Source organism: Sorangium sp. KYC3313 (genome assembly GCF_052075895.1).
Taxonomy (GTDB): domain Bacteria; phylum Myxococcota_A; class Polyangia; order Polyangiales; family Polyangiaceae; genus Sorangium; species Sorangium cellulosum_B.
On the sequence record NZ_CP197255.1, the window covers coordinates 10,937,964 to 10,958,175 of the forward strand.

Sequence of the window (20,212 nt, forward strand, 5' to 3'; positions counted from 1 at the left end):
CGGTGCACCGGCCGCGGTCGCCGTCGATGCCCTTCGTCGCAGATGGCACAGCCTTCGCTCCAGGTCGACGCCGACGCAGGCGCGAAAGCCGTGGCGCAAGATTACGACTCTGGCGGCACCTCGTTCATGAATTCAGCCGGCACCGTTGACACCCCACGATGCGTCATTACCCCTGGCCGGAACGTCCGGCGCGCGCCGGACGCTCACATCACGTCCAGCGCGGGGGTCGGGAAGCATGGCAGTCCGTGTTCTCTCGGCGCCCGGCGAAGGACATCGACGAGAGGTGCTCCCCTCATGACCAAGCCTTCGACTCCGATCAAGAAAAAGCCCGCTCCCAGGAAGCCCGCAGCCCCGCCCCAGGCGGCGGCGGCGTTCGACAGGGCTCTCCCCGAGATCGCGGCGCTGAGCCCGGATCGGCTCGTCGCCATCAACCTCGATATCCCCCGCGCTGTCTCCCAGGTGCTGGGCGTGCTGCCTGGCCTCCTCGCGCTGCGCCCCGCCATCGCGGAGCAGCTCCAGAAGCACGATCTCGCGCTGCTCGATCGGCTCGAGACCTACGCGCTCGCCGCGTGGCACGCGCACCTCATGTGGCTGTCCAGCAGAGCCCCCGAGAGCGGGGTGAAGCCGCTCCTCGCAGAGGCGGTCCCGCTCCGCGAGAACCTGCTGGGCGACGCGGAGGCGCTCGCCCGCCGCGGCCTGCTCGACGCGGAGGCGGTCGCGGAGATCCGCGCGGGACAAGGGCACATCGACACAGCCAACGACCTCGTCGCCCTCTCGGCGCTCTTCAACGGCAGCTGGGCCGAGATCGCGGGCAGGACGGCGGCGACCGAGGAAGAGGTGAAGCGAGCCGGGGAGATCGGGCCGCAGCTGCTCGCCTCCCTCGGCGTGAGAGAGCACGGCGCAGGGCCCGGGCCGACCGAGGCCGCGGACAGGCGAGCGCGCGCGTTCGCGCTGCTCGTGCGCGCCTACGACCAGAGCCGCCGCGCCGTCGCCTACCTGCGGTGGGACGAGCGGGATGCCGACACGATCGCGCCGTCGCTCTACAAGGGCCGTGGCCGCGCGGCGTCGTCGAGCGACACCGCTGCTGCGCCGGAGGACGCCGCGCCGCCCGGCGCTGCACCGGCGGGCACGCCGGCGCCGGCGGCGCCCGGCGCAGCGCCGGGCGGCTCACCGCCGCTCAACTAGCTTCACTCCGGGAAGTTGCCCCGGATCAGCAGAAAAACCGCCAAGGACGCCAAGGACGCCAAGGACGCCAGGGGGAGAGGGGGAAGGGGCATAGGCGTCAACCACGATCGTTCGGTCACGTTACGCCTGTGCCCCTTCATGCCAGGATCGACTCAAGGGCTCTTGAGCCGGTAGCCCACGCCTGGCTCCGTGATCAGGACCGACGGGCGCGCAGGATCGCGCTCCAGCTTGTGCCGGAGCTGCGCCATGTAGACGCGCAGGTAGTGCGCCTGCCCCGCGTAGGCAGGCCCCCACACCTCGCCGAGGAGCTGGCGATGGGTGAGGACCTTGCCCGCGTGCCGGATCAGCGTCGTGAGCAGCTTGTACTCGATAGGAGTCAGGTGGACCTCCTCGCCCGCCCGCAGCACGACCCGGCGCGCGAGATCGACCTCGATGTCCTGGACCGCGAAGCGGTGGCCCTCCGCCGTCGCCCCGCGCGCCGCGCTGGCGGCGTGGCGTAAGGCCACGCGCAGCCGCGCCAGGAGCTCGCCGGCGCTGAAGGGCTTGGTCAGGTAATCGTCGGCGCCGCCGTCCAGCGCGTCGATCTTGTCCTGCTCCTGACCGCGGGCCGACAGCACGATGATGGGGACGGCGCTCCACTCCCGGAGCCGCCGGGTCACCTCCTGGCCGTCCATGTCCGGGAGCCCCAGATCGAGGAGCACGAGATCCGGATTGCGCGTCGTCGCCTGGGCGATCCCGTCTCCGCCCGTCTCCGCCTCCACGAGCCGGTAGCCGCGGGCCGCCAGCATCGCGCGGAGGAACCGGCGCATCTGCGGCTCGTCCTCGATCAGCAGCACGAGAGGAGACGCTTCCGCCATCGCCCACCCACGAGTTCAAGCGCCCGCGACCGCCGGCAGCTCCGGGGCGGCGAGGTTCGGCGGGCAGCCCTCGATGGGCAGCGTCACGCGGAAGGTCGCGCCCCCGTGAGGCCGGTTCTCCGCCGCGATCCGCCCGCCGTGGGCGGTCACGATACCACGGCAGATCGTGAGGCCGAGGCCGATGCCCCGCTGCGTGTGGCCGCGCCCCCGGTGGAACTTCTCGAAGATGCTCTCCTCCTCGCCGGGCGGTATGCCCGGACCGCGATCCTTGATCTCGAGCGTGGCCACGTTCCCCTCGGTGAACCCCCGGATCCCGATCGGGCTGCCGGCGGGCGAGTACTTGAGCGCATTCTCGAGCAGGTTGAGGAGCACCTGCTCGATCAGCACACCATCCATCGGGACGAGCTCCGTCGCCCGGTCGAGCTCGATCGAGACCTCCCGGCCTTGAAGGTGCTCCTCGACCCGGTTCAGCGCAGCCCCGACGACCTCCTCCAGCGGCAGCCACTCCTTCCTGACCGCGAGCGCCCCGGACTCGAGCCGCGTCATGTCCAGCAGGTTGCGCACGAGGCGCTCCAGCCGCTGCGCCTCCTCCAGCACCGTCTGCGTCAGATCGCGGCGAGCGGCCGGGTCGAGCGCCGCCCCGTCGTTGCCGTCATCGAGCAGCGCCCCCGCCGCGCCGGTGATCGTGGCGAGCGGCGTGCGCAGATCGTGCGAGACGGAGCTCAGGAGGGCGTTGCGGAGCTCCTCCGCCTGCGCCTTCAGCCGGGCGCGCTGGGCCTGCCTCGCGAGCAGGGCGCGCTCCAGCGCCAGCGCCGTCTGCGTGGCGAAGGCGCCGAGCAGCTCGCGCCGGCTCAGGTCGAGGAACGGCCACGGTCGGCTCGGGCGGACGCTGAGGACGCCGATCGGCCCGGAGGAGCCCTGGAGCGGCAGGTGCATCGCGCTCGCGCTCGGGAGGGTGTCGGTGCCGGCGCCCGCGGCCTTGCCGCGCGCATACGCCCACTCCGCGACCGCCCGCTCCTGCTCCCCCGCGACCAGATCCTCGGCCGTGCCCGCCCGGACGGCGAGGCGGCCGTCGGGGCCGGGCAGGAGGACGACGGCGTCGGCCTCGAAGACCTCGCGCACATGGCGCGCGGCGGCCAGGCCGAGCTTGTCGATCCCGCGCAGAGCGGCCAGCTCCCGGCTCATCGCGTAGAGCGCCGCGGTGCGCTGCTCGCGCTCGCTGGCGCTCTCGGCCTGGCCGCGGATGCGCGCGGTGAGGCTGGCGATGACGAGGCCCACGCCCAGCATGATAGCGAACGTGAGGAGATAGCGAAGGTCGCCGACCGCGAAGGTCAGGTACGGCCTTACGAAGAAGAAATCGAAGGCGGCGACGCCGAGCACCGACGCGAGCACCGAGGGCCCGGCGCCGAAGCGGCTCGCGACGAAGACGACCCCGAGCAGGTACACCATGATCAGGTTCGCCACGTCGGAGAACGGGTGCATGAGCCACGAGACCAGCGTGCAGATCACCGCCGCGCACGCGCCCCAGGCGTAGGCCAGCGGCCGGAGCCCGCGCCGCTCCGGCGGCCCGGGCTCCGGCTTCGCCGCCTCCGCCGCCCCCTGGATGACGTGGACGTCGATGTCGCCGCTCTGCCGCACGAGATCGTCGAGCAGCGAGCCGTAGATGAGATCCTTCCAGCGGGGGTGGGTCGGCTTGCCGACGACGATCTTGCTGACGTTGTGCTTCCTGGCGTACCGCAGCACCTCCCCGGCGACCTCCGCGCCGTGGAGCTGGACCGTGGTGGCGCCGAGGCGCTCGGCGAGCGCGAGGTTCCGGTCGACCCGCTCGCGATCGGCCTCGGACAGCCGCGCCTGGGCCGGCGTCTGCACGTAGACCGCGTGCCACTCCGCCTTCAGGCCGCCGGCCATCCGCCGCGTCGCCCGGATGAGCCGCGCCGACATGGGGCTCGGGCCGACGCAGACGACGATCCGCTCGGCGACGGCCCACGTCTTCTGGATCCCGTGGGCGCGCATGTAGCCGCGCATCTGGTCGTCGACGCGCTCGGCGGTGCGCCGCAGGGCGAGCTCGCGCAGGGCGATGAGGTTGCCCTTGCGGAAAAAGTTGCTCGCCGCGCGCTCGATCTGCTCCGAGAGGTAGACCTTGCCCTCGCGCAGCCGCTCGAGGAGGTCGTCCGGCGGGAGGTCGATGAGCTCGATCTCGTCGGCGCGCTCGATCATCGAGTCGGGCACCGTCTCCCGGACCACGACGCCGGTCACCTGGGCCACCACGTCGTTCAGGCTCTCGATGTGCTGGACGTTGACGGTGGTGTGGACGTCGATCCCCGCGTCGAGGAGATCCATGACGTCCTGCCAGCGCTTCGGGTGCCTGAGCCCCGGCGCGTTCGTGTGCGCGAGCTCGTCGACGACGAGGAGCTTCGGCCGGCGCTTCAGCGCGGCCTCGAGGTCGAACTCGCGCAGCGTCCGGCCGCGGTGCTCGACCTCGATCGCCGGCAGGCGCGGCAGCGGCGGGGGCTCGTCGAGGAGCGCCTCCGTCTCGGCGCGGCCGTGCGTCTCGACCCAGCCGACGACGACGTCGACCGCTTCCTCGCGGAGCGACCGCGCCGCCTCCAGCATCGCGTACGTCTTGCCGACGCCGGGCGCGGCGCCGAAGAAGAGCTTGAGCTTGCCCTTCTTCCCGCGCTCCTCCTCCTCGCGGGCCGCGGCGAGCAGCGCCTCGGGATCCGGCCGGTCGTCGCTTGCGTCCACCACCTCGCGCTCTCCTCAGCGGGCGCCGTCGAGGGCGAGGTTCAGGAGGAGCACGTTCACGTGGGGCTCGCCGAGGAGGCCGAGCAGGCGCCCCTCCGTGTACCGCGCGACGAGGCGGCGCACGTCGTCCTCTGCCAGGTTCCGCGCGCGCGCCACGCGCCGCACCTGGTACTCGGCCGCCGCGGGGCTGATGTGCGGATCGAGTCCGCTGCCGGAGGCGGTCACCAGATCGACCGGCACCGGCGCGGTGGCCTCCGGATCCGCGGCGCGGAGCGCCTCGATCCTGGCCTTGACCGCCTCGGCCAGGGCGGGGTTCGTGGGCCCGAGGTTGCTCCCGGCGGAGGCTTGCCCCGCGTAGGGCACAGGGCTCGTCGCCGAGGGGCGGCCCCAGAAGTAGCGCACGTGGTCGAACGGCTGGCCGAGCAGGCTCGATCCGACCACGCGGCCGTCCTTGAGCACGAGGCTGCCGTTCGCCTGATGGGGGAACGCGGCCTGCGCGATGGCGGTCGAGAGCAGCGGGTAGGCGAACCCCGCGAGGCCGGTGAAGACGAGGAGGAGGACGAGGGCGGGTCGCAGGTGCGCGAGCATGGTGTTCTTTCCTTGGGACCTCAGGCGAGGCCGAGGGCGGAGAGGAGCAGATCGATGAGCTTGATCCCCACGAACGGCACGACGAGCCCGCCGAGGCCGTAGACGAGCAGGTTCCTGCGGAGCATCCGCTCCGCGCCGACGGACCGGTAGCGGATGCCCCGGAGCGCGAGCGGGATGAGCGCGACGATGACGAGCGCGTTGAAGATCACCGCGGAGAGCACGGCGCTCCGCGGCGTGGCGAGCCCCATCACGTTGAGCCGCCCGAGCGCAGGGTACGTCGAGACGAAGGCCGCCGGGATGATGGCGAAGTACTTGGCGACGTCGTTCGCCAGGCTGAAGGTCGTGAGCGCGCCCCGCGTCATCAGGAGCTGCTTGCCGATCTCGACGATCTCGATGAGCTTGGTCGGGTTCGAGTCGAGGTCCACCATGTTCCCGGCCTCCTTCGCGGCCTGGGTGCCGGTGTTCATGGCGACCGCGACGTCCGCCTGCGCCAGCGCCGGGGCGTCGTTCGTCCCGTCGCCGGTCATGGCGACGAGCCGGCCGCCCGCCTGGTACTCGCGGATCATCTTCAGCTTCGCCTCGGGCGTGGCCTGCGCCAGGAAGTCGTCGACGCCGGCCTCGGCGGCGATGGCCGCGGCGGTGAGCGGGTTGTCGCCCGTGATCATCACCGTCTTGATCCCCATGCGCCGGAGATCGCCGAAGCGCTCCTGGATGCCGCCCTTCACGATGTCCTTGAGGTGGATGACGCCGAGCACCGCGCTGCCCTCGGCGACCACGAGCGGCGTGCCTCCTTTCCTGGCGATGGCCTCCGTCACCGAGCGGACCGGGGCCGGGACCGCTCCGCCCTTCTCCTTGACGTAGGCCTCGATCGCGTCGAAGGCGCCCTTCCGGATCTCGCGCGCGCCGCTGTCGACGCCGCTCATCCGGGTCTGTGCGGTGAAGGGGACGAAGCGGGCGCCGAGGGCCGAGAGATCGCGCTCGCGCAGGCCGTACTTCTCCTTGGCGAGCACGACGACGCTGCGCCCTTCGGGGGTCTCGTCGGCGAGCGACGCGAGCTGCGCGGCGTCGGCGAGCGCCCTGGCCTCGACCCCGTCCGTCGGGATGAGCTCCGTCGCCTGCCGGTTGCCGAGCGTGATCGTGCCGGTCTTGTCGAGCAGCAGCACGTCCACGTCGCCCGCGGCCTCGACCGCGCGGCCCGACATGGCGATGACGTTCGCCTGGATCATGCGGTCCATGCCGGCGATGCCGATCGCCGAGAGCAGCCCGCCGATCGTCGTCGGGATCAGGCACACGAGCAGCGCCGTGAGCACGGTGATGCTGATCGGGGTCCCCTGCCCTGCCGCCCGGACGCCGAAGACCGAGTACGGCAGCAGCGTCACGGTCGCGAGGAGAAAGACGATGGTGAGCGCGGCGAGCAGGATGTCGAGCGCGATCTCGTTCGGCGTCTTCCTCCGCTTCGCCCCTTCGACCATCGAGATCATCCGGTCGAGGAACGCCTCGCCGGGGTTCGCGGAGATGCGGAGGATGAGCCAGTCGGACAGGACGCGCGTCCCGCCGGTGACGGCGCTCCGGTCGCCGCCGCTCTCCCGCACCACCGGGGCGCTCTCGCCGGTGACGGCGCTCTCGTCGACCGACGCGACGCCGACGACGATATCGCCGTCGCCGGGGATGATCGCGCCCGCCTCCACGAGCACGAGGTCTCCCTTCCGGAGGCTCGACGCGGGCACGGCGACCCGCTCCGCGTCGCGCTCCGGGCGGGCGAGCTTCACGGCCTCCACGTCGCGCCGCGCCTTGCGGAGCGTGTCCGCCTGCGCCTTGCCGCGGCCCTCGGCGACGGCCTCCGCGAAGTTCGCGAAGAGCACGGTGAACCAGAGCCAGAGGGAGATGGCGAGGATGAACCCGGCCGGCTCCTCGCCCTCCCCGACGAGCGCGTGCACGAACAGGGCCGTGGTGAGCGCGCTCCCGGCGAGGACCACGAACATCACCGGGTTGCGTACCTGGTGGCGCGGGTCGAGCTTGCGGAACGCCGCGACGATCGCCGGCTTGACGATCGCCGGGTCGAAGAGCGGCCTCGCCGCGGTCTTCTTCCCCTCCACGTCGCGGGACGGGTGGCGCGGCCTCGGCGGCGGCGACAGCTCGGGGGGCGGGGGCGCGGGGGCGCCGGGCTTGGCCCTGGCGATCGCCTGTCCGGAGGTGTGAAGGTTCATGGTCATCGCGTCATCTCCAGGTGCTCGACGACCGGCCCCAGCGCGAGCGCCGGGACGAACGTGAGCGCTCCGACGAGCAGCACGGTGCCCGTCAGGAGCCCGACGAACAGCGGCGTGTGCGTGGGCAGCGTGCCCGGGCCGGCCGGCACGAGCTTCTTCCTCGCGAGCGAGCCCGCGAGCGCGAGCACGGGGACGATCACCGCGTAGCGGCCGACGAGCATCGCGACGCCGATGGCGGTGTTGTAGAAGGGGCTGTTCGCGCCGAGGCCGCCGAAGGCGCTGCCGTTGTTGTTCGCGCCGGACGAGAACGCATAGAGCACCTCGCTGAACCCGTGCGGCCCCGGGTTGAAGACGCCCTTCTGCCCTCCCTCGGTCATCACGGCGATCGCGGTGCCGACGAGGACCGTGATCGCCGGAAAGAGCACGACGAGGGACGCCATCTTCATCTCGAACGCCTCGATCTTCTTGCCCAGGTACTCCGGTGTGCGGCCGACCATCAGGCCGGCGACGAAGACGGCGATGACGACGAACATCAGCATGCCGTAGAGGCCCGAGCCGACCCCGCCGAAGACCACCTCGCCGAGCTGCATGAGCCAGAGGGGCACGAGCCCGCCGAGGGGCGTGAAGGAGTCGTGCATCGCGTTGACGGAGCCGTTCGAGGCCGCCGTGGTGGCGGTCGCCCAGAGGGCGGAGCTTGTGATGCCGAAGCGCGCCTCCTTCCCTTCCATGTTGCCGCCGGCCTGGAGCGCGCTCGCCGCCTGATCGACGCCCAGGGCGGAGAGCGCAGGGTTGCCCGCCTGCTCCGAGGCGACGCACGCGACGAGGAGGACAGCGAAGATGGCCGTCATCGCGGCGAGGACGGCCCAGCCCTGGCGCCTGTCGCCGACCATCCGGCCGAACGTGTGGCACAGCGCGGCGGGGATGAGCAGGATCGCGAGCATCTCGAGGAAGTTCGAGAGGGCCGTGGGGTTCTCGAACGGGTGCGCCGAGTTCACGCTGAAGAACCCGCCGCCGTTCGTCCCGAGCTGCTTGATCGCGATCTGCGAGGCCGCTGGCCCCATCGGGATCACCTGATGAACGACCGCGCTGCCGCCCTGGTCCTTGACGGCCTGGAGCAGCGACGCGCTCTGGTACCCGCCGAAGCCCTGCACGACCCCCTGGGACACGAGGAGGACAGCGAGCAGGAGCGAGAGCGGCAGGAGGATGTAAAGGGTGCTCCGGACGAGATCGACCCAGAAGCTCCCGACGGTGTCCGCCGTCTTCCGCGTGATCCCGCGGATCAGCGCGACGAGCACGGCCATTCCGGTCGCGGCGGAGACGAAGTTCTGCACGGTGAGCCCGGCCATCTGCGTCAGGTGGCTGAGCGTCGACTCGCCGCCGTACGCCTGCCAGTTCGTGTTGGAGGCGAAGCTCGCCGCGGTGTTGAACGCGAGATCGGGCGGAACGGCGGCCATGCCTTCGGGGTTCAGCGGCAGGACGCCCTGGAGCCGCTGGAGGGCATAGAGGACGAGGAGCCCGGCCAGGTTGAACGCGAGCACCGCGAAGGCGTAGTCCTTCCAGCGCATCTCCTGATCGGGACGCACGCCCGCGGCGCGGTAGACGAGCCGCTCGAGCGGCCCGAGGAGGCGGACCATGAGGCCGCGCTCGCCCTGGTAGACCCGCGCCATGTACGTGCCGAGCGGGACGGAGAGGCCGATGAGGACGGCCAGGTAGAGCGCCAGTTGAAGCGCGCCGCTGGCGGTCATGACAGGCGCTCCGGCTTGAGGAGGGCGAAGATCAGGTAAAACAGGAGCCCCAGGGCGAGTGTGCCCGAGATCCAGGTGAACGCGATCATGGCGCTCAGACCCTTTCACAGAGCTGGATGAGCCCTGCAAACAGCAAGAAACAGGTGACTGTCAGTCCCAGGTAGACCATGTCCATGGCGACCTCATCGGAGGCCATCGGACGCCGCAGACCCCGCGGCGCCCGCGCCGACCGAGCGGGACAGAACGTAGTCCCGCGCGGGTCAAGGGACCGTCAAACCGAGGGGGCCCCTCGTCAAGAAAGTATCAAGATGGCGGGATCCGGCCGCTCGGCCTTCCCCTGGCGCCTGCGAGCGGCTTGACGATCTCTTGACGGTGCCCGACCGCCTCTTGGCTGAGCGACGTCTACGTCCTCGTCAACTTCCGCCCCGCCGTCACCAACAAGAACTGGCGCATCGACTGCGGGGTGGCCGGCTACGACAACAGCTTCGGACTGCCGCCGTTCTTCCCGACGCGGCTCCGGTTCGAGGACGACATCTACCGGCTCTGGATCCAGCAGCGAGGTGTGGCCGCCGCCCACGTCGACGCCGCCCAGACGCACGTCAAGAACAACTACATGCGAAGCCCGCTCGCCGCCGAATACAGGAACAGCCCTCCCCCTCGCTTCTTGTCGGCCTTGGCGCCATGGCGGTTTCTCTGCTGAGCCGGGGCAGCTTCCCGCAGTAGTGCCACGTGCTGTGCGAGGTCACACAAGCAACCGAGCATGTTCCGGTAGGGTTCTCGGGATCAGGCAGTCCGCGCGGTGAACGCATCCACCGTGCTTTGCGCCGGACCTGGGCGAAGCTCCACCTGCACGCCCACACGGCCAATCCTCGCTTCTTGCATCCATGGCCGTCGGAGATGCATTCGATGCACATCGAGCTGGTCGCGCCCGTGGATCCAGGGTGCTCGCCACGTTTGCGCGATGGTTTCGGGAGGCCGAGGGAGAGCATCGGCTCCTCGGCGCTCTCCACGCCTGAACGGCCCCGTCTCTTCGCTGCGCTGATCGCAATCCAGGGGAGTGAACATGTTCGTTCCTGACGTGAAGCGCGTGCTCGGCACGGCGATGCTGCTCGTTCCATCCATGACTTGCGTGAGCCCGCGCGAGGTGTCCGAGGTACCCGAGCGCGCGGACAGCGGCGTGCGAGCCGGGGTCGGCGAGGCCCGGCAGCCCCTGTGTTTTGGTCAGACGATCACGAACGTCCTCGTTCTACCGGAGACGTTCCACTGGGAGGATGCCGCCCACCTGCTCCGCGTGGCGGAGGGGTTCGGCCCGCGGACCCTCAGCGTCTCCGTGTCGGCGAGCGTCTCTCCGGCGGTGCGCGTGCTGAGCACCACCGCGCCCAGGGTACCCCCGCCCCGACCCGTGGTGCGCGCGCGGGGCAGCCGCGCGCCCAACGACCTCTGGCCCTTCCCGGCGCTATCGGAGGACGCGCCGTTCGGGTTCTTCCAGCCCATCCCGGGCATGCCGGGCGGCGACGACACCTGGGGCCCTCAGCCATCGACGGGAATGCCGGGCAGCGGCGGCGGCTGGAGCTATCAGCCCGCGCCGGGCATGCCGGGCGGCGGCACCTGGGGCCCTCAGCCTTCCTCGGCCACGTCGGGCGGCGACACGTCGTCGAGCGCCCAGCCCACACCGGGCCCGCTGGACGATTGCGTGCCGTCGGACGACCAGATCACCAGGGCAGTCGGCTTCGACGTGAGCGCGACCGTCGCGCTCGACGCGACCTCGGTCCTGTTCGTGCCCACGGCCGCGCTCGCGCGGGTCTCGGCCTATCCGGTGTACCAGCAATACACCTGGGATATCGTCAGCACCGTCGGCTGGAACGGGGAGACCCATGCAGCAGAGACCGCCGTCGTGGGATCTGGCATTGCCTACAGGCCGATCGGGGTCTATTTCGATACCGACCTCATCTATGATCTGGCCGCGATCGGCGGCGGTCTGATCGACCCGGGCCCGTACGTGGACCCCGGCGGCGCGGGCGGCGCCGGCGGCGCGGGCGGCGACGGCGGCGACGGCGGCGCGGGCGGCGACGGCGACGGCGGCGCGGGCGGCGACGGCGACGGCGGCGCGGGCGGCGACGGCGACGGCTGCGGCGGCGGCGCTGGCGGCGACGACGGCGCGGGCGGCGCGGGTGGTTCTTGGCTCGTCGATCCGTAGGCCGCTGGCAGCGCCGGCGCTTCGGGTAGGGCGGCCGGCACCGGCGGGCTCGCGAAGCGGCCGATCTAGACGATGCGGCGCGCCGCCCAGCGCGCCGCCCCTACCGCGCCGCCCGCGCGATCTCGTCGGCCGCCCCCGCCCTCTCCTCCGCCGACTTCGACAGCGGCCCCGTCAGGAGCGCCTGCGCCTCGCGGAAGCGCGCCGCCACGTCGGACCAGTAGCTCGCCTCCGCGCCCTGCGGGGCGGCGATCTGCTTGATGAGCGCCGCGTCGTACGCCGCGATGCCCGCGTACGCCGAGGCGGGCTTCGCGCGGGCCACCCAGTCGAGCGCGGCGAGTTCGCCCAGGCCGAGCCCCGCGAGCGGCGCCCGCCGCATCATGAGCGCCGCGTCCTCCGGGCCGTTGCGCAGGCCGAGCGCGACCGCGAGCAGCGCCGTCGCCTCGGCGGGGCGCGGGGTGTCCTCGGGCCACGCCGCGAGCAGCGCGGTCGCCTGGTCGAAGTCCACGGCCCGCCAGTACAGCCGGCCGAGCTCGAGCCGCGCCCTCGCGTAGAGGAGCCTCGACTCGGGCGAGAGCTGCGCGGTGCGCAGCGCCGCGCGGTGCTGGAGCGGGACGCCCCGGCCGAGCAGGACGCGCAGGAGCTCGGGCCGCGCCGCCGCCTCGGGCGCGATCAGGCGGCCCGCGTAGTACGTCGGCAGCCGGGCGGCGAGCCGCTCGACGGCCGACGCCGGGGGGGCGCCCGCCGCGAGCGGCGGCAGCTCCAGCGCGTCCAGCGCGTCGACGCGCCGGCCGCCGTAGAGGCGGGAGAGCATCTCGCGCGCGCCGTCGACGCGGGCGTCGCGGAGGACGCCGACCGACGAGAGCTCGCGCAGGCCGACGAGCGCGGCGTCACGGCCGCGGGCCTTCCAGGGATCGAGCAGCTGATCGAGCTCGCCGTAGTAGACGTTCGCGAGCTCCGCGTCCTTCCGCATGGCGTCCGGCAGCGGCGCGGACCGGACCGCCTCGACGAGCCGCATGTCGGCCCGCCCGGACTCCACGGCGACGATGCCCTTCGCGTAGAACGGAAGCTCGACGCCGCGCCGCCCGAGATCCTCGATCGCCCGGGCCTGCTCCGTCACCCACGCGAAGAGCGGCCCCTTGGTGAACGCGAGGACGCGCTGGACGTCGTAGGGCGGCCGCAGCGTGGGCGGCTCGGTCGCGGTGCGCGCGAGCCGGGCGGAGAGCGTCAGGCCGAGCAGCACCTGGTAGAGGTCGCCCCGGAGCGCGGCGGGCGGCGCTTCGAGGAGCGGCGCGGCGAGGGCGTCGCCGCAGGTGATGGGCGCGAGCTCGGCCCGGAGCGCGCGCGCGAGGCCCGCCTCGAGGCCCGCGCACGCCTCGACGCCCGCGAGCCGCGCGTCCCGCTTCGCGGCGTCGTCCTCGGCGAGCGCGGCGTCGAGCGCCTCGATCACGCCCTGCGCGTCGCCGCAAGGCTGCGCCGGCGCGACGGGGGCGCGCCGCACGAACGCCTCGCAGGCGCGCGGCGCGGCGGGCACGCCGGCCGGCGCCGGGGGGACCAGCGCGGTCTTCGGGTCGAAGGGCGCCGGCTTCAAGATCGGGAGCCACTCGTCCTTGAGCGTGCCGTGGACGGCGAAGGCCTCTTCCTCCGGGAGCGGCGCCGGCGGCGGCTTCGCCGGGCGGCCGTCGCCCGGCGAAACCGGCGCGTTCGGCGCGGGCGGAGGTGCCCCGGCGCAGGCCGCGAGGGAGAGCCCGATCGCGGCGGCGAGGGCGTTGAAAGCGAAGTGCGAGCGATGGTTGGAGGGCATCACGTCTCCTTGGACACGGGCGGTCCGCGAAGGTTTCGCGGAGGAGCGGCGGGCGTCCATCACAATCCGAGCGGGGGCGCAAGCCGGGCGGCCGGCCACGGCACGACGCCGCGGCCGGCGCCCGACCTGGGGTCCCTCTCTCGGTCACGCTCTCACCACAGCCCGACAGCCGCGTTCGACGATCATCGATCGCAGAACACAAACAGCGAACCTTGTGGTGCGCATCGCACCCACGGCCCTTGACAGCTCCGTCCTCAATGCGATGTCATCGTCTCGAAGGACAACCATGTACACTGGGATGCCTACCGTTCGGGACTGCCTCCATCGAGCCGGCGCGTGGCTGGGCGCTCGCAGGCGACGCATGCGCTGTGTGGAGACCGGGCTGATTGTGGGACTCACGTCCCTGCTCTCGACGTCCTGCTCGTCGACGGCGCCCGATGAGCCCGAGAACGCCATCAAGATTGGGGCCCTCCTCCCCTTCTCCGGGAGCGAGTCGGCCATCGGCCGCAACCTCGAGCAAGCCATGTTGCTCGCGGTCGAAGACCTGACCGCGGCGGGCGGGCTCGAAGGGAGGCCGTTCGACATCGTGAGCCGAGACAGCCATTCGAGCCCGGAGCGCGGGCTCGACCAGCTGCTCTCGCTGATCTACACGGATCAGGTCCGCTACCTGGTAGGGCCCGAAGAGAACGATCTCGCCCGCGACATCGCGTTCGAGGTGAAGAAGGAGGACCTCCTCCACATGCTGCCGGGCTACGCGGCGCCCTCCATCGCGCGCCGCGAGGACGTGGGCGGCAGGATGAGGCTCGCCCCTTCCCCCTTCGCCATCGGCTGCGCGCTCGCGAAAACCATCGTTCGCGATGGTGTCCGCACCGCCAATAGCCTCTCCGCGCGGGACGACTTCAACGCCGGCGTCAGCACCGAGTTCACGACCCATTTCGCGGCGCTCCAGGGCAGGATCCTCCCCTCGGTGACGTTCATGTCGGGGCAGCCCACGTACGAGCGCAAGATCGAGGCCGCCTTCAACCTGGACGACCCGGATCGGGCGCCGGCCGGCCGCACGCTGCTGGCCGCCTATCCCGCCGCCGCCTCGACCATCGTGACCGAATGGACCGTCCACGGGCGCCCGGGCAGGTGGCTCCTCGGGCCTGCGTTGCACACCGAGGTGTTCCTCGCCAACATCCCTCAAGGCACGCTCGACGACAGCTCCTATGGAATCTCGCCCTCGCTCAGCCTGCGGAGCGAGTGCAGCCCCGCCCCCGACGACCCGACCGGGGAGGCGCTCCGCTGCACGCGCTGGAACGCCGACGCCTTCGCCTATCACTTCTCCCGCCGGTGGGACCGCGAGGCGCCGTTCCCCGCAGCGCACTTCTATTACGACGGCGTCGTCCTCATCGCGATGGGCCTCGTGTACGGCTACGCGACCACCGGGCAGATCATCACGTCCGGACATGAGCTGCGGCAGAAGATCCTCGAGCTCAACGACCCCAAGAACGACGTGGCCTTGTGGTGGGATCTGAACACCGCGATGGCCATGCTCCGCGCGGGGACCCCGCTCCGCTACATCGGCGCAGCCGCCGAGTACGAGTTCGATTCCTACGGGGCGAGCCGGAATCACATCATGCAAAGGTGGAGCATCGAAGGCGACCAGTTCCGCGATCTCGACCCCTTCGACGCCAAGTGTGTGGCCCAGCAATGATCTAGGGCGGGGAGCAGGCTCGTGCGCCACGGGCTCATGAGCCGAACGCCCCGGATGAGCCCGTATCCCACGAATCTGCACCCCCGCTCCGGAGCGGCGGTCAGTAACGGTGTCGTAGCTCGAAGAAGATCTCGCGCGGCGCGAGCGGGTACTCGAAGCCCGAGAACCCGGGATCCGGGCCGAAGGTGCCGAGGATGTTCTTGGCGCGCACGGCCAGGGTCGTCTCGTGCCCCGGGATGATCCACAGGTTGCGCGCGACCAGGCTGGCGTTCCACCTGAGGTACGTGGGCAGCTCGAACGCGCCGCCGGCCTCGAGGGTGCTCGCCTCCGCGGACCGCCGGGGCCCGACGAGGATCCCTTGCGTCGAGAGCTCCAGCGGCACGGAGCTCGGCGACGGCAGCTTCACATAGGCGCCGGCGCGGGCGATCCAGCTCGGGTAGGCGACCATCGACGAGCCGACCAGATCCGCCTGGTACCCCACCTGGCCGGAGTCCCGGGTGGAGCGCACCGTCTCGAACGACCCGTAGCCCCCGAAGGCGTCGCCGTGCCGCAGGTCGGCGCGGGTCGCCCAGATCAAGGACTTCTGGCTGGCGACGTTCAGGGCCGTCTGGTTGATGCCCCGCGGAACGAACTCCGCCTTGTCGTTCAAGAGGCTGTACGACACCCCCGTGCTCGCCGAGGCCCAGACAGCAGGCCTCCACGTCAGCTCCGCGTCCACGGTGTGGATGAGCTGAGGCGACAGGCGCGCGTTCCCGATCACGTCGCCCGGCACGAGGGGCTCGGCGAAGAGCAAATACGGGGACGGCGCCTTGAAGGCGCTGCCGTACAGCAGCTTGGCCACGACCGTCTTTCCCAGGTGCGAGGTCGCCCCGAACCGACCGGTCAGCTGATTGCCATACTTGCTGTGGTGATCGTAGCGGAGCCCGCCCGTGACCTTCAGCCACGGATCGAGCACCTTGAGGTTGGCGCTAAGGAGCGCCCCGACGTCGACCAGCTCGGCCGATTCCTGCTCCCGCTCCGGCGAGCCGAAGGACTGCCCCGACTGCTTGGCGACCCGGCGGAAGGACGGCATGTCCTCCTTGTCGTAGACGGACTCCAGATTCAATATCACGTTGAATCGGTCCCACGGCATCCACCGGGCCTCGACGCTCGCGTCCACGCCGCGATACGCCATGCGCCGCTCGATGTAGTACCAGCCGCCGGCGACGTCGATGCGGTCGTCCGGCAGGACGCCGCCCTGGAAGTACATCCCCTGCACCGCGAACGCGAGCTCTCGGTTCAGCTGGTAAAGCCCGTCGACCGCCACGCGACGCTGCTGGAGGCTGATCACCGTGCCGGCACGGTTCCCCTTGTCGTCCGTCCCGCCGGTGAGCTGTGCCCATTGCGCAAAATCGCCGCCGCGCCGGAGGCCTGACCAGTACGCGCTGAGCACGAGGTGGTGCCCACGCTCGGGATGGCGATACCCGAGCCGCGCCCCGACGACCCCCGACATGCGCTCGAGGTTCTGCGCGTCCAGGCGCCCCGCGTTGTAGGGCGGGATGAGGGGAAGCGGGGACTGGGTAGGCATCTCCAGGCCGCTTCGATCGTCGAGCTCCCCGGCGGCCGTCAGCATCATCTCGAAGCGGTCGGTGAACATGCCGCCCACGAGGTCGAAGCGGCCGCGCGGGTGGTCCTTCGTCACGCCGACCTGCACCGTGCCGTCGACGAAGGGAATGTCCTCCGGATCGAGGGTGATGATGTTGACGACCCCGAGGAACGCATCGGCGCCATAGAGCGCCGACGCCGGACCGCGGACGATCTCGATCTGCTTGATGGCCGACAGCGGGATCAGCTCCGCGCCCAGCCAGTTGCCGCTGGTGGTCCGGAACGCCGCCGAGCGCCCGTTGATCATCACCTTGATCCCGCCGCTCTCGGCGCCCAGCCCGCCCGTCATCCCCTGCACGCCGGCGTTCGGCAGGATGTGATCGTCGATGAGATAGAACCCGACGACGTGCTCCAGCACCTCTCCGACGCTCGTGTATCCCCAGCGCCGGATCTCTTCCGCGGTGATCGCCGTCATGATGGCGGGCGCGTCGTCGAGGGTCTCCAGCGTCTTCGTGGCAGTGGACACCTCGACGTCGAGCAGCCGGAGCAGGTCGACGTCCTCGAGCGCGTCGTTCCGGCGCTCACCCCCCACCGCCTTCGGCGCTCCCGGCGCCGTCGCGGTCGTCGGCTGAGCCCATGCGAGACCGGGGATCGAAGCGATCACCAGCGCGACCATCCACCGGGTTTCGAGTGAGGCAAGCATCATGCGGGTTCAGTGGGCTCCAGACATTCGTCCATCGTCGATTCGGCGCGCTCGTCACGTCGCCTTGGCGGTCGCGGCGAGCTCCTCCTTCAGGGCAGCGCTCACGGCGTCGAACTCGTCACGTAACCGCGCGAGGTCGCCCGCCTGCGGCAGCTCGCCTTGCCCCGCGGCGAGCTGCATCTTCTCCGCCAGCTCCGCGACGCGCGCCGCGCCGATCGAGAGCATGCTGCCCTTCAGCTTGTGCGCGTTCGCCTTGATCTCTGCAGCCACGGCGCTCCGGATGACCCCCTCCAGGCCGTCGAGCTGCGCCGGCACGTTCTTGAGGACGAGCTCGATCAGCTTCCGCGAGCGCGGGACCTCCGGGTCGAGCACCGGCGCGCGCGCCGCCTCCAGCTCGGGGACGGAGGGAGACGGCGACGACCCGGGCTCGTCCCGGCTCAGGACCACGTGCCGCCACAGGGTCTTCTGCAGAGATTGAGGGCGCACCGGCTTGGCCAGATAATCGTCCATCCCCGCCGCGAGCACCCGATCCCGCTCGCCGACGAGCGCGTGCGCCGTCAGCGCGATGATCACCGTGTGGCGATTCCTCGAGCGCTCCCAGGCCCGGATCTCCTGGGTGGCGGTGTACCCGTCCATCACGGGCATCTGGCAATCCATCAGCACGGCGACATACCGCTTTCGCTTGACGCACTCCAGAGCCTCCTGGCCGTTGCACGCGGTCTCCACGCGCAGCCCCAGCTGCTCGACCTGCTCCATCGCCACGTAGCGGTTGATCTCGTTGTCATCGACGACCAGCACGGGGAGCTTGCTCGCGATCCTGCCCGGCTCCGCGCCCGGCTTGCTGGGCGGCGGGGTCGAGGCGCCCGTGAGCGCGCTCTGCAGCGTGTTGTACAGCTCGGAGACGCGGAGCGGCTTGGGGAGCTGCGTGACCATGCTGGAGTCCATCCCGCTCAACGTCACGCTCGATCCCATGTGATAGAGCGCCACCACGGGCAACGTCTGCAGCGCCGGGACCGACTGGATGGTCCTGAGGAACTCCTCGAGGCCGAGGTCGTCCATCTGGACACCGACGACGGCGGCGCTGAACGGCCGCTTCTCCAGCACCGCGAGCTCGAGCCGGTTGATCGCGTCCCTCCCGGAGGCCGCGGACTCGGCGTCGAAGCCCCAGGCCACCAGGTGCTCCACCACGACGTCGCGCCAGCTCCTGCTGTTCTCCACGACGAGCGCGCGGCGCCCGCTCGCCCACTCGGCGGAGCGGATCTGCTCGCCTCCGGCCGTGACGCCGACCTTGATCGTGAACCAGAACCGGCTGCCCTGCCCCGGCGTGCTGTCGAGGCCGACCTCGCCGCCCATGACCTCGACGAGGCGCTTGCTGATCGCGAGCCCGAGGCCCGTGCCGCCGTGCTTGCGGACCAGCGAGCCGTCCACCTGCGAGAAGGCCGCGAAGAGCTTCTTCTGGTCGTCGGGCGCGATGCCGGGGCCGGTGTCCACCACGGCGAGCTTGATGAGCGCCGTCGCCTTGTCCTGCTGAGAGATCGAGGCGTCGATCAGCACCTCTCCGCGATCGGTGAACTTGATCGCGTTGCCGACCAGGTTGGTGAGCACCTGGCGGAACCGGTCGGGATCGCCCACGATGCCCGTGGGGACGCGGCGCTCGACGCGGTACACGAGCTCGAGGCCCTTCTCGTGCGCCTGGCTCGCCATCAGCTCCGCGACCTCCTGGATGACGAGGCGCAGATCGTAGGAGACGTGCTGCGCCACGTACTTGCCGGCCTCGAGCTTCGAGAAGTCGAGCACGTCGTTGATGATCGACATCAACGTGTTGGCGGAGGCGTCGACGGTCTCCACGTAACGCCGCATCTTGCCGTCGAGCGACTGGTTCTGCATGAGCCGGATGACCCCGAGGATCCCGTTCATCGGCGTCCGGATCTCGTGGCTCATGTTGGCGAGGAACTCGCTCTTCATCCGGGACGCCTCGAGCGCCTGCGCGGTCTTCACGCGCAGCTCCTCGAACGCCTGCTCGTTCGCCTCGACCATGCTGTTGAAGGCCGCTCCGAGCAGCTCGAGCTCGTCGCCGCTCGTGATCTGCACGCGCTCCCACTTCTTCCGATCCACGATGGGCGATTCGGTCGGCGGCGCGCTCGAGCGGAGCCCGGTGGCGATGGCCCCCGCCGCCGTGCGCAGCGCGAGCAGCGGCTCGGTGATGTGGACCGCGACCCGCTTGACGAGGAAATAGCTGGCCGCCCCGCTGCCGAGGATCAGCGCCACGATCAGGCCGAGCGTGGTCACGAGCCGGTTCGCGGCGAGGTCCCGGGCCTGGACCATGCGCTCGACGACGCTCCTCGTGCTGATGCCGTAGATCACGGTCCCGGCGTGGGCCCCCTCCGAGATGACCGGGGCCGCGACCTCGAGGACGTCCTCCCCGCCCAGGGGGTTCTGCCGCCGCCGCAGCGCGAGCCGGGACGGGTGCGCGGTGCTGATCCCGAGCGACTCCAGGTCCGCCGCGGTGAGGGTCGGCGCCGCCGGGCTGGGCGCGTCCTTCGAGGCGGGCACCCGGGCCAGGCCGCTCGCCGCCCAGACCCGGTTCTCCGCGTCGAAGAACAACCCGTAGGCGATGTCGTTGTTCTCCGAGACGGTCTGGTGAATGAGCGCCTTGACATCCCCGAAGAGGTTGTCCGCCACCAGGCTGCGCAGCGCCAGCGCCTGATTGAAGCCGAGCAGGCGCGCCTTCTCTTCCAGACTGCTCAGGAGCTCCTGCTCACGCTTGGCCTGGACCGCGCGATCCGTCGAATAGATGAGCGCGCCGCTCGCGAGCAGCGTGGTGCCCCCGAGCAGCAGCAGCGCGCCCAGGATCAGGCGCAGCAGCTTGATGCGGAGCGAGCCGTGGGTGTTCGGGGTTGCCAT

The 20,212-nt window shown here is 71.2% G+C and carries 12 protein-coding genes and 1 pseudogene; 4 read left to right on the forward strand and 9 right to left on the reverse strand.

Annotated elements, in window-relative coordinates; genetic code table 11:
* Positions 1 to 294: 294 nt before the first annotated feature.
* Positions 295 to 1,185 carry a hypothetical protein gene (locus tag ACSRUE_RS41605; RefSeq protein WP_441288398.1) on the forward strand — a complete coding sequence of 297 codons (891 nt, stop codon included), beginning with the start codon at positions 295 to 297 and terminating at the stop codon, positions 1,183 to 1,185.
* A gap of 152 nt (positions 1,186 to 1,337) precedes the next feature.
* Here ACSRUE_RS41605 and ACSRUE_RS41610 read toward each other — a convergent pair whose 3' ends face one another.
* Genes ACSRUE_RS41610 through kdpF form a run of 6 tightly spaced genes read right to left on the reverse strand, consistent with a single transcriptional unit; the run spans position 1,338 to position 9,416 of the window.
* Positions 1,338 to 2,042, reverse strand: coding sequence for a response regulator (locus tag ACSRUE_RS41610; protein WP_441288399.1), 705 nt, complete (start codon positions 2,040 to 2,042; stop codon positions 1,338 to 1,340).
* 15 nt (positions 2,043 to 2,057) lie between these two features.
* A complete protein-coding gene (locus ACSRUE_RS41615) occupies positions 2,058 to 4,790 on the reverse strand; it encodes a DUF4118 domain-containing protein (protein ID WP_441288400.1) in 2,733 nt (910 codons plus the stop codon).
* Positions 4,791 to 4,802: 12 nt separating this feature from the next.
* Complete coding sequence (gene kdpC / locus ACSRUE_RS41620) at positions 4,803 to 5,375, reverse strand: potassium-transporting ATPase subunit KdpC (protein WP_441288401.1); 573 nt, start codon at positions 5,373 to 5,375, stop codon at positions 4,803 to 4,805.
* A gap of 20 nt (positions 5,376 to 5,395) precedes the next feature.
* Positions 5,396 to 7,588 carry a potassium-transporting ATPase subunit KdpB gene (gene kdpB, locus ACSRUE_RS41625; protein ID WP_441288402.1) on the reverse strand — a complete coding sequence of 731 codons (2,193 nt, stop codon included), beginning with the start codon at positions 7,586 to 7,588 and terminating at the stop codon, positions 5,396 to 5,398.
* Positions 7,585 to 9,327, reverse strand: coding sequence for a potassium-transporting ATPase subunit KdpA (gene kdpA / locus ACSRUE_RS41630; protein WP_441288403.1), 1,743 nt, complete (start codon positions 9,325 to 9,327; stop codon positions 7,585 to 7,587). Before kdpA ends, kdpB begins: the two co-directional genes overlap by 4 nt.
* Entirely contained in the window at positions 9,324 to 9,416 is a 93-nt protein-coding gene (kdpF, locus tag ACSRUE_RS41635) for a K(+)-transporting ATPase subunit F (RefSeq protein ID WP_437869545.1), read from the reverse strand. The genes kdpA and kdpF overlap by 4 nt, the downstream gene beginning before the upstream one ends.
* A gap of 302 nt (positions 9,417 to 9,718) precedes the next feature.
* Between kdpF and ACSRUE_RS41640 the strand changes: the two are divergent.
* Together ACSRUE_RS41640 and ACSRUE_RS41645 are read left to right on the forward strand one after the other, a co-directional pair.
* Positions 9,719 to 9,973 (forward strand): annotated as a pseudogene (locus tag ACSRUE_RS41640) (hypothetical protein); the annotation flags it as partial.
* A gap of 417 nt (positions 9,974 to 10,390) precedes the next feature.
* Entirely contained in the window at positions 10,391 to 11,524 is a 1,134-nt protein-coding gene (locus tag ACSRUE_RS41645; protein ID WP_441288404.1) for a hypothetical protein, read from the forward strand.
* A 100-nt stretch (positions 11,525 to 11,624) separates the two neighbouring features.
* Here ACSRUE_RS41645 and ACSRUE_RS41650 read toward each other — a convergent pair whose 3' ends face one another.
* Positions 11,625 to 13,325, reverse strand: coding sequence for a hypothetical protein (locus tag ACSRUE_RS41650; RefSeq protein ID WP_441288405.1), 1,701 nt, complete (start codon positions 13,323 to 13,325; stop codon positions 11,625 to 11,627).
* A 388-nt stretch (positions 13,326 to 13,713) separates the two neighbouring features.
* Here ACSRUE_RS41650 and ACSRUE_RS41655 point away from each other — a divergent pair, with 388 nt between their 5' ends.
* Positions 13,714 to 15,021: an ABC transporter substrate-binding protein gene (locus tag ACSRUE_RS41655; protein ID WP_441288406.1), complete on the forward strand. Its 1,308-nt coding sequence runs from the start codon at positions 13,714 to 13,716 to the stop codon at positions 15,019 to 15,021.
* Positions 15,022 to 15,121: 100 nt separating this feature from the next.
* On the opposite strand, the gene ACSRUE_RS41660 is transcribed toward ACSRUE_RS41655, so the two are convergent.
* A complete protein-coding gene (locus tag ACSRUE_RS41660; RefSeq protein WP_441288407.1) occupies positions 15,122 to 17,269 on the reverse strand; it encodes a TonB-dependent receptor plug domain-containing protein in 2,148 nt (715 codons plus the stop codon).
* Positions 17,270 to 17,362: 93 nt separating this feature from the next.
* On the reverse strand, positions 17,363 to 20,212 hold the full coding sequence (locus ACSRUE_RS41665; protein WP_441288408.1) for a response regulator: 2,850 nt from the start codon (positions 20,210 to 20,212) through the stop codon (positions 17,363 to 17,365).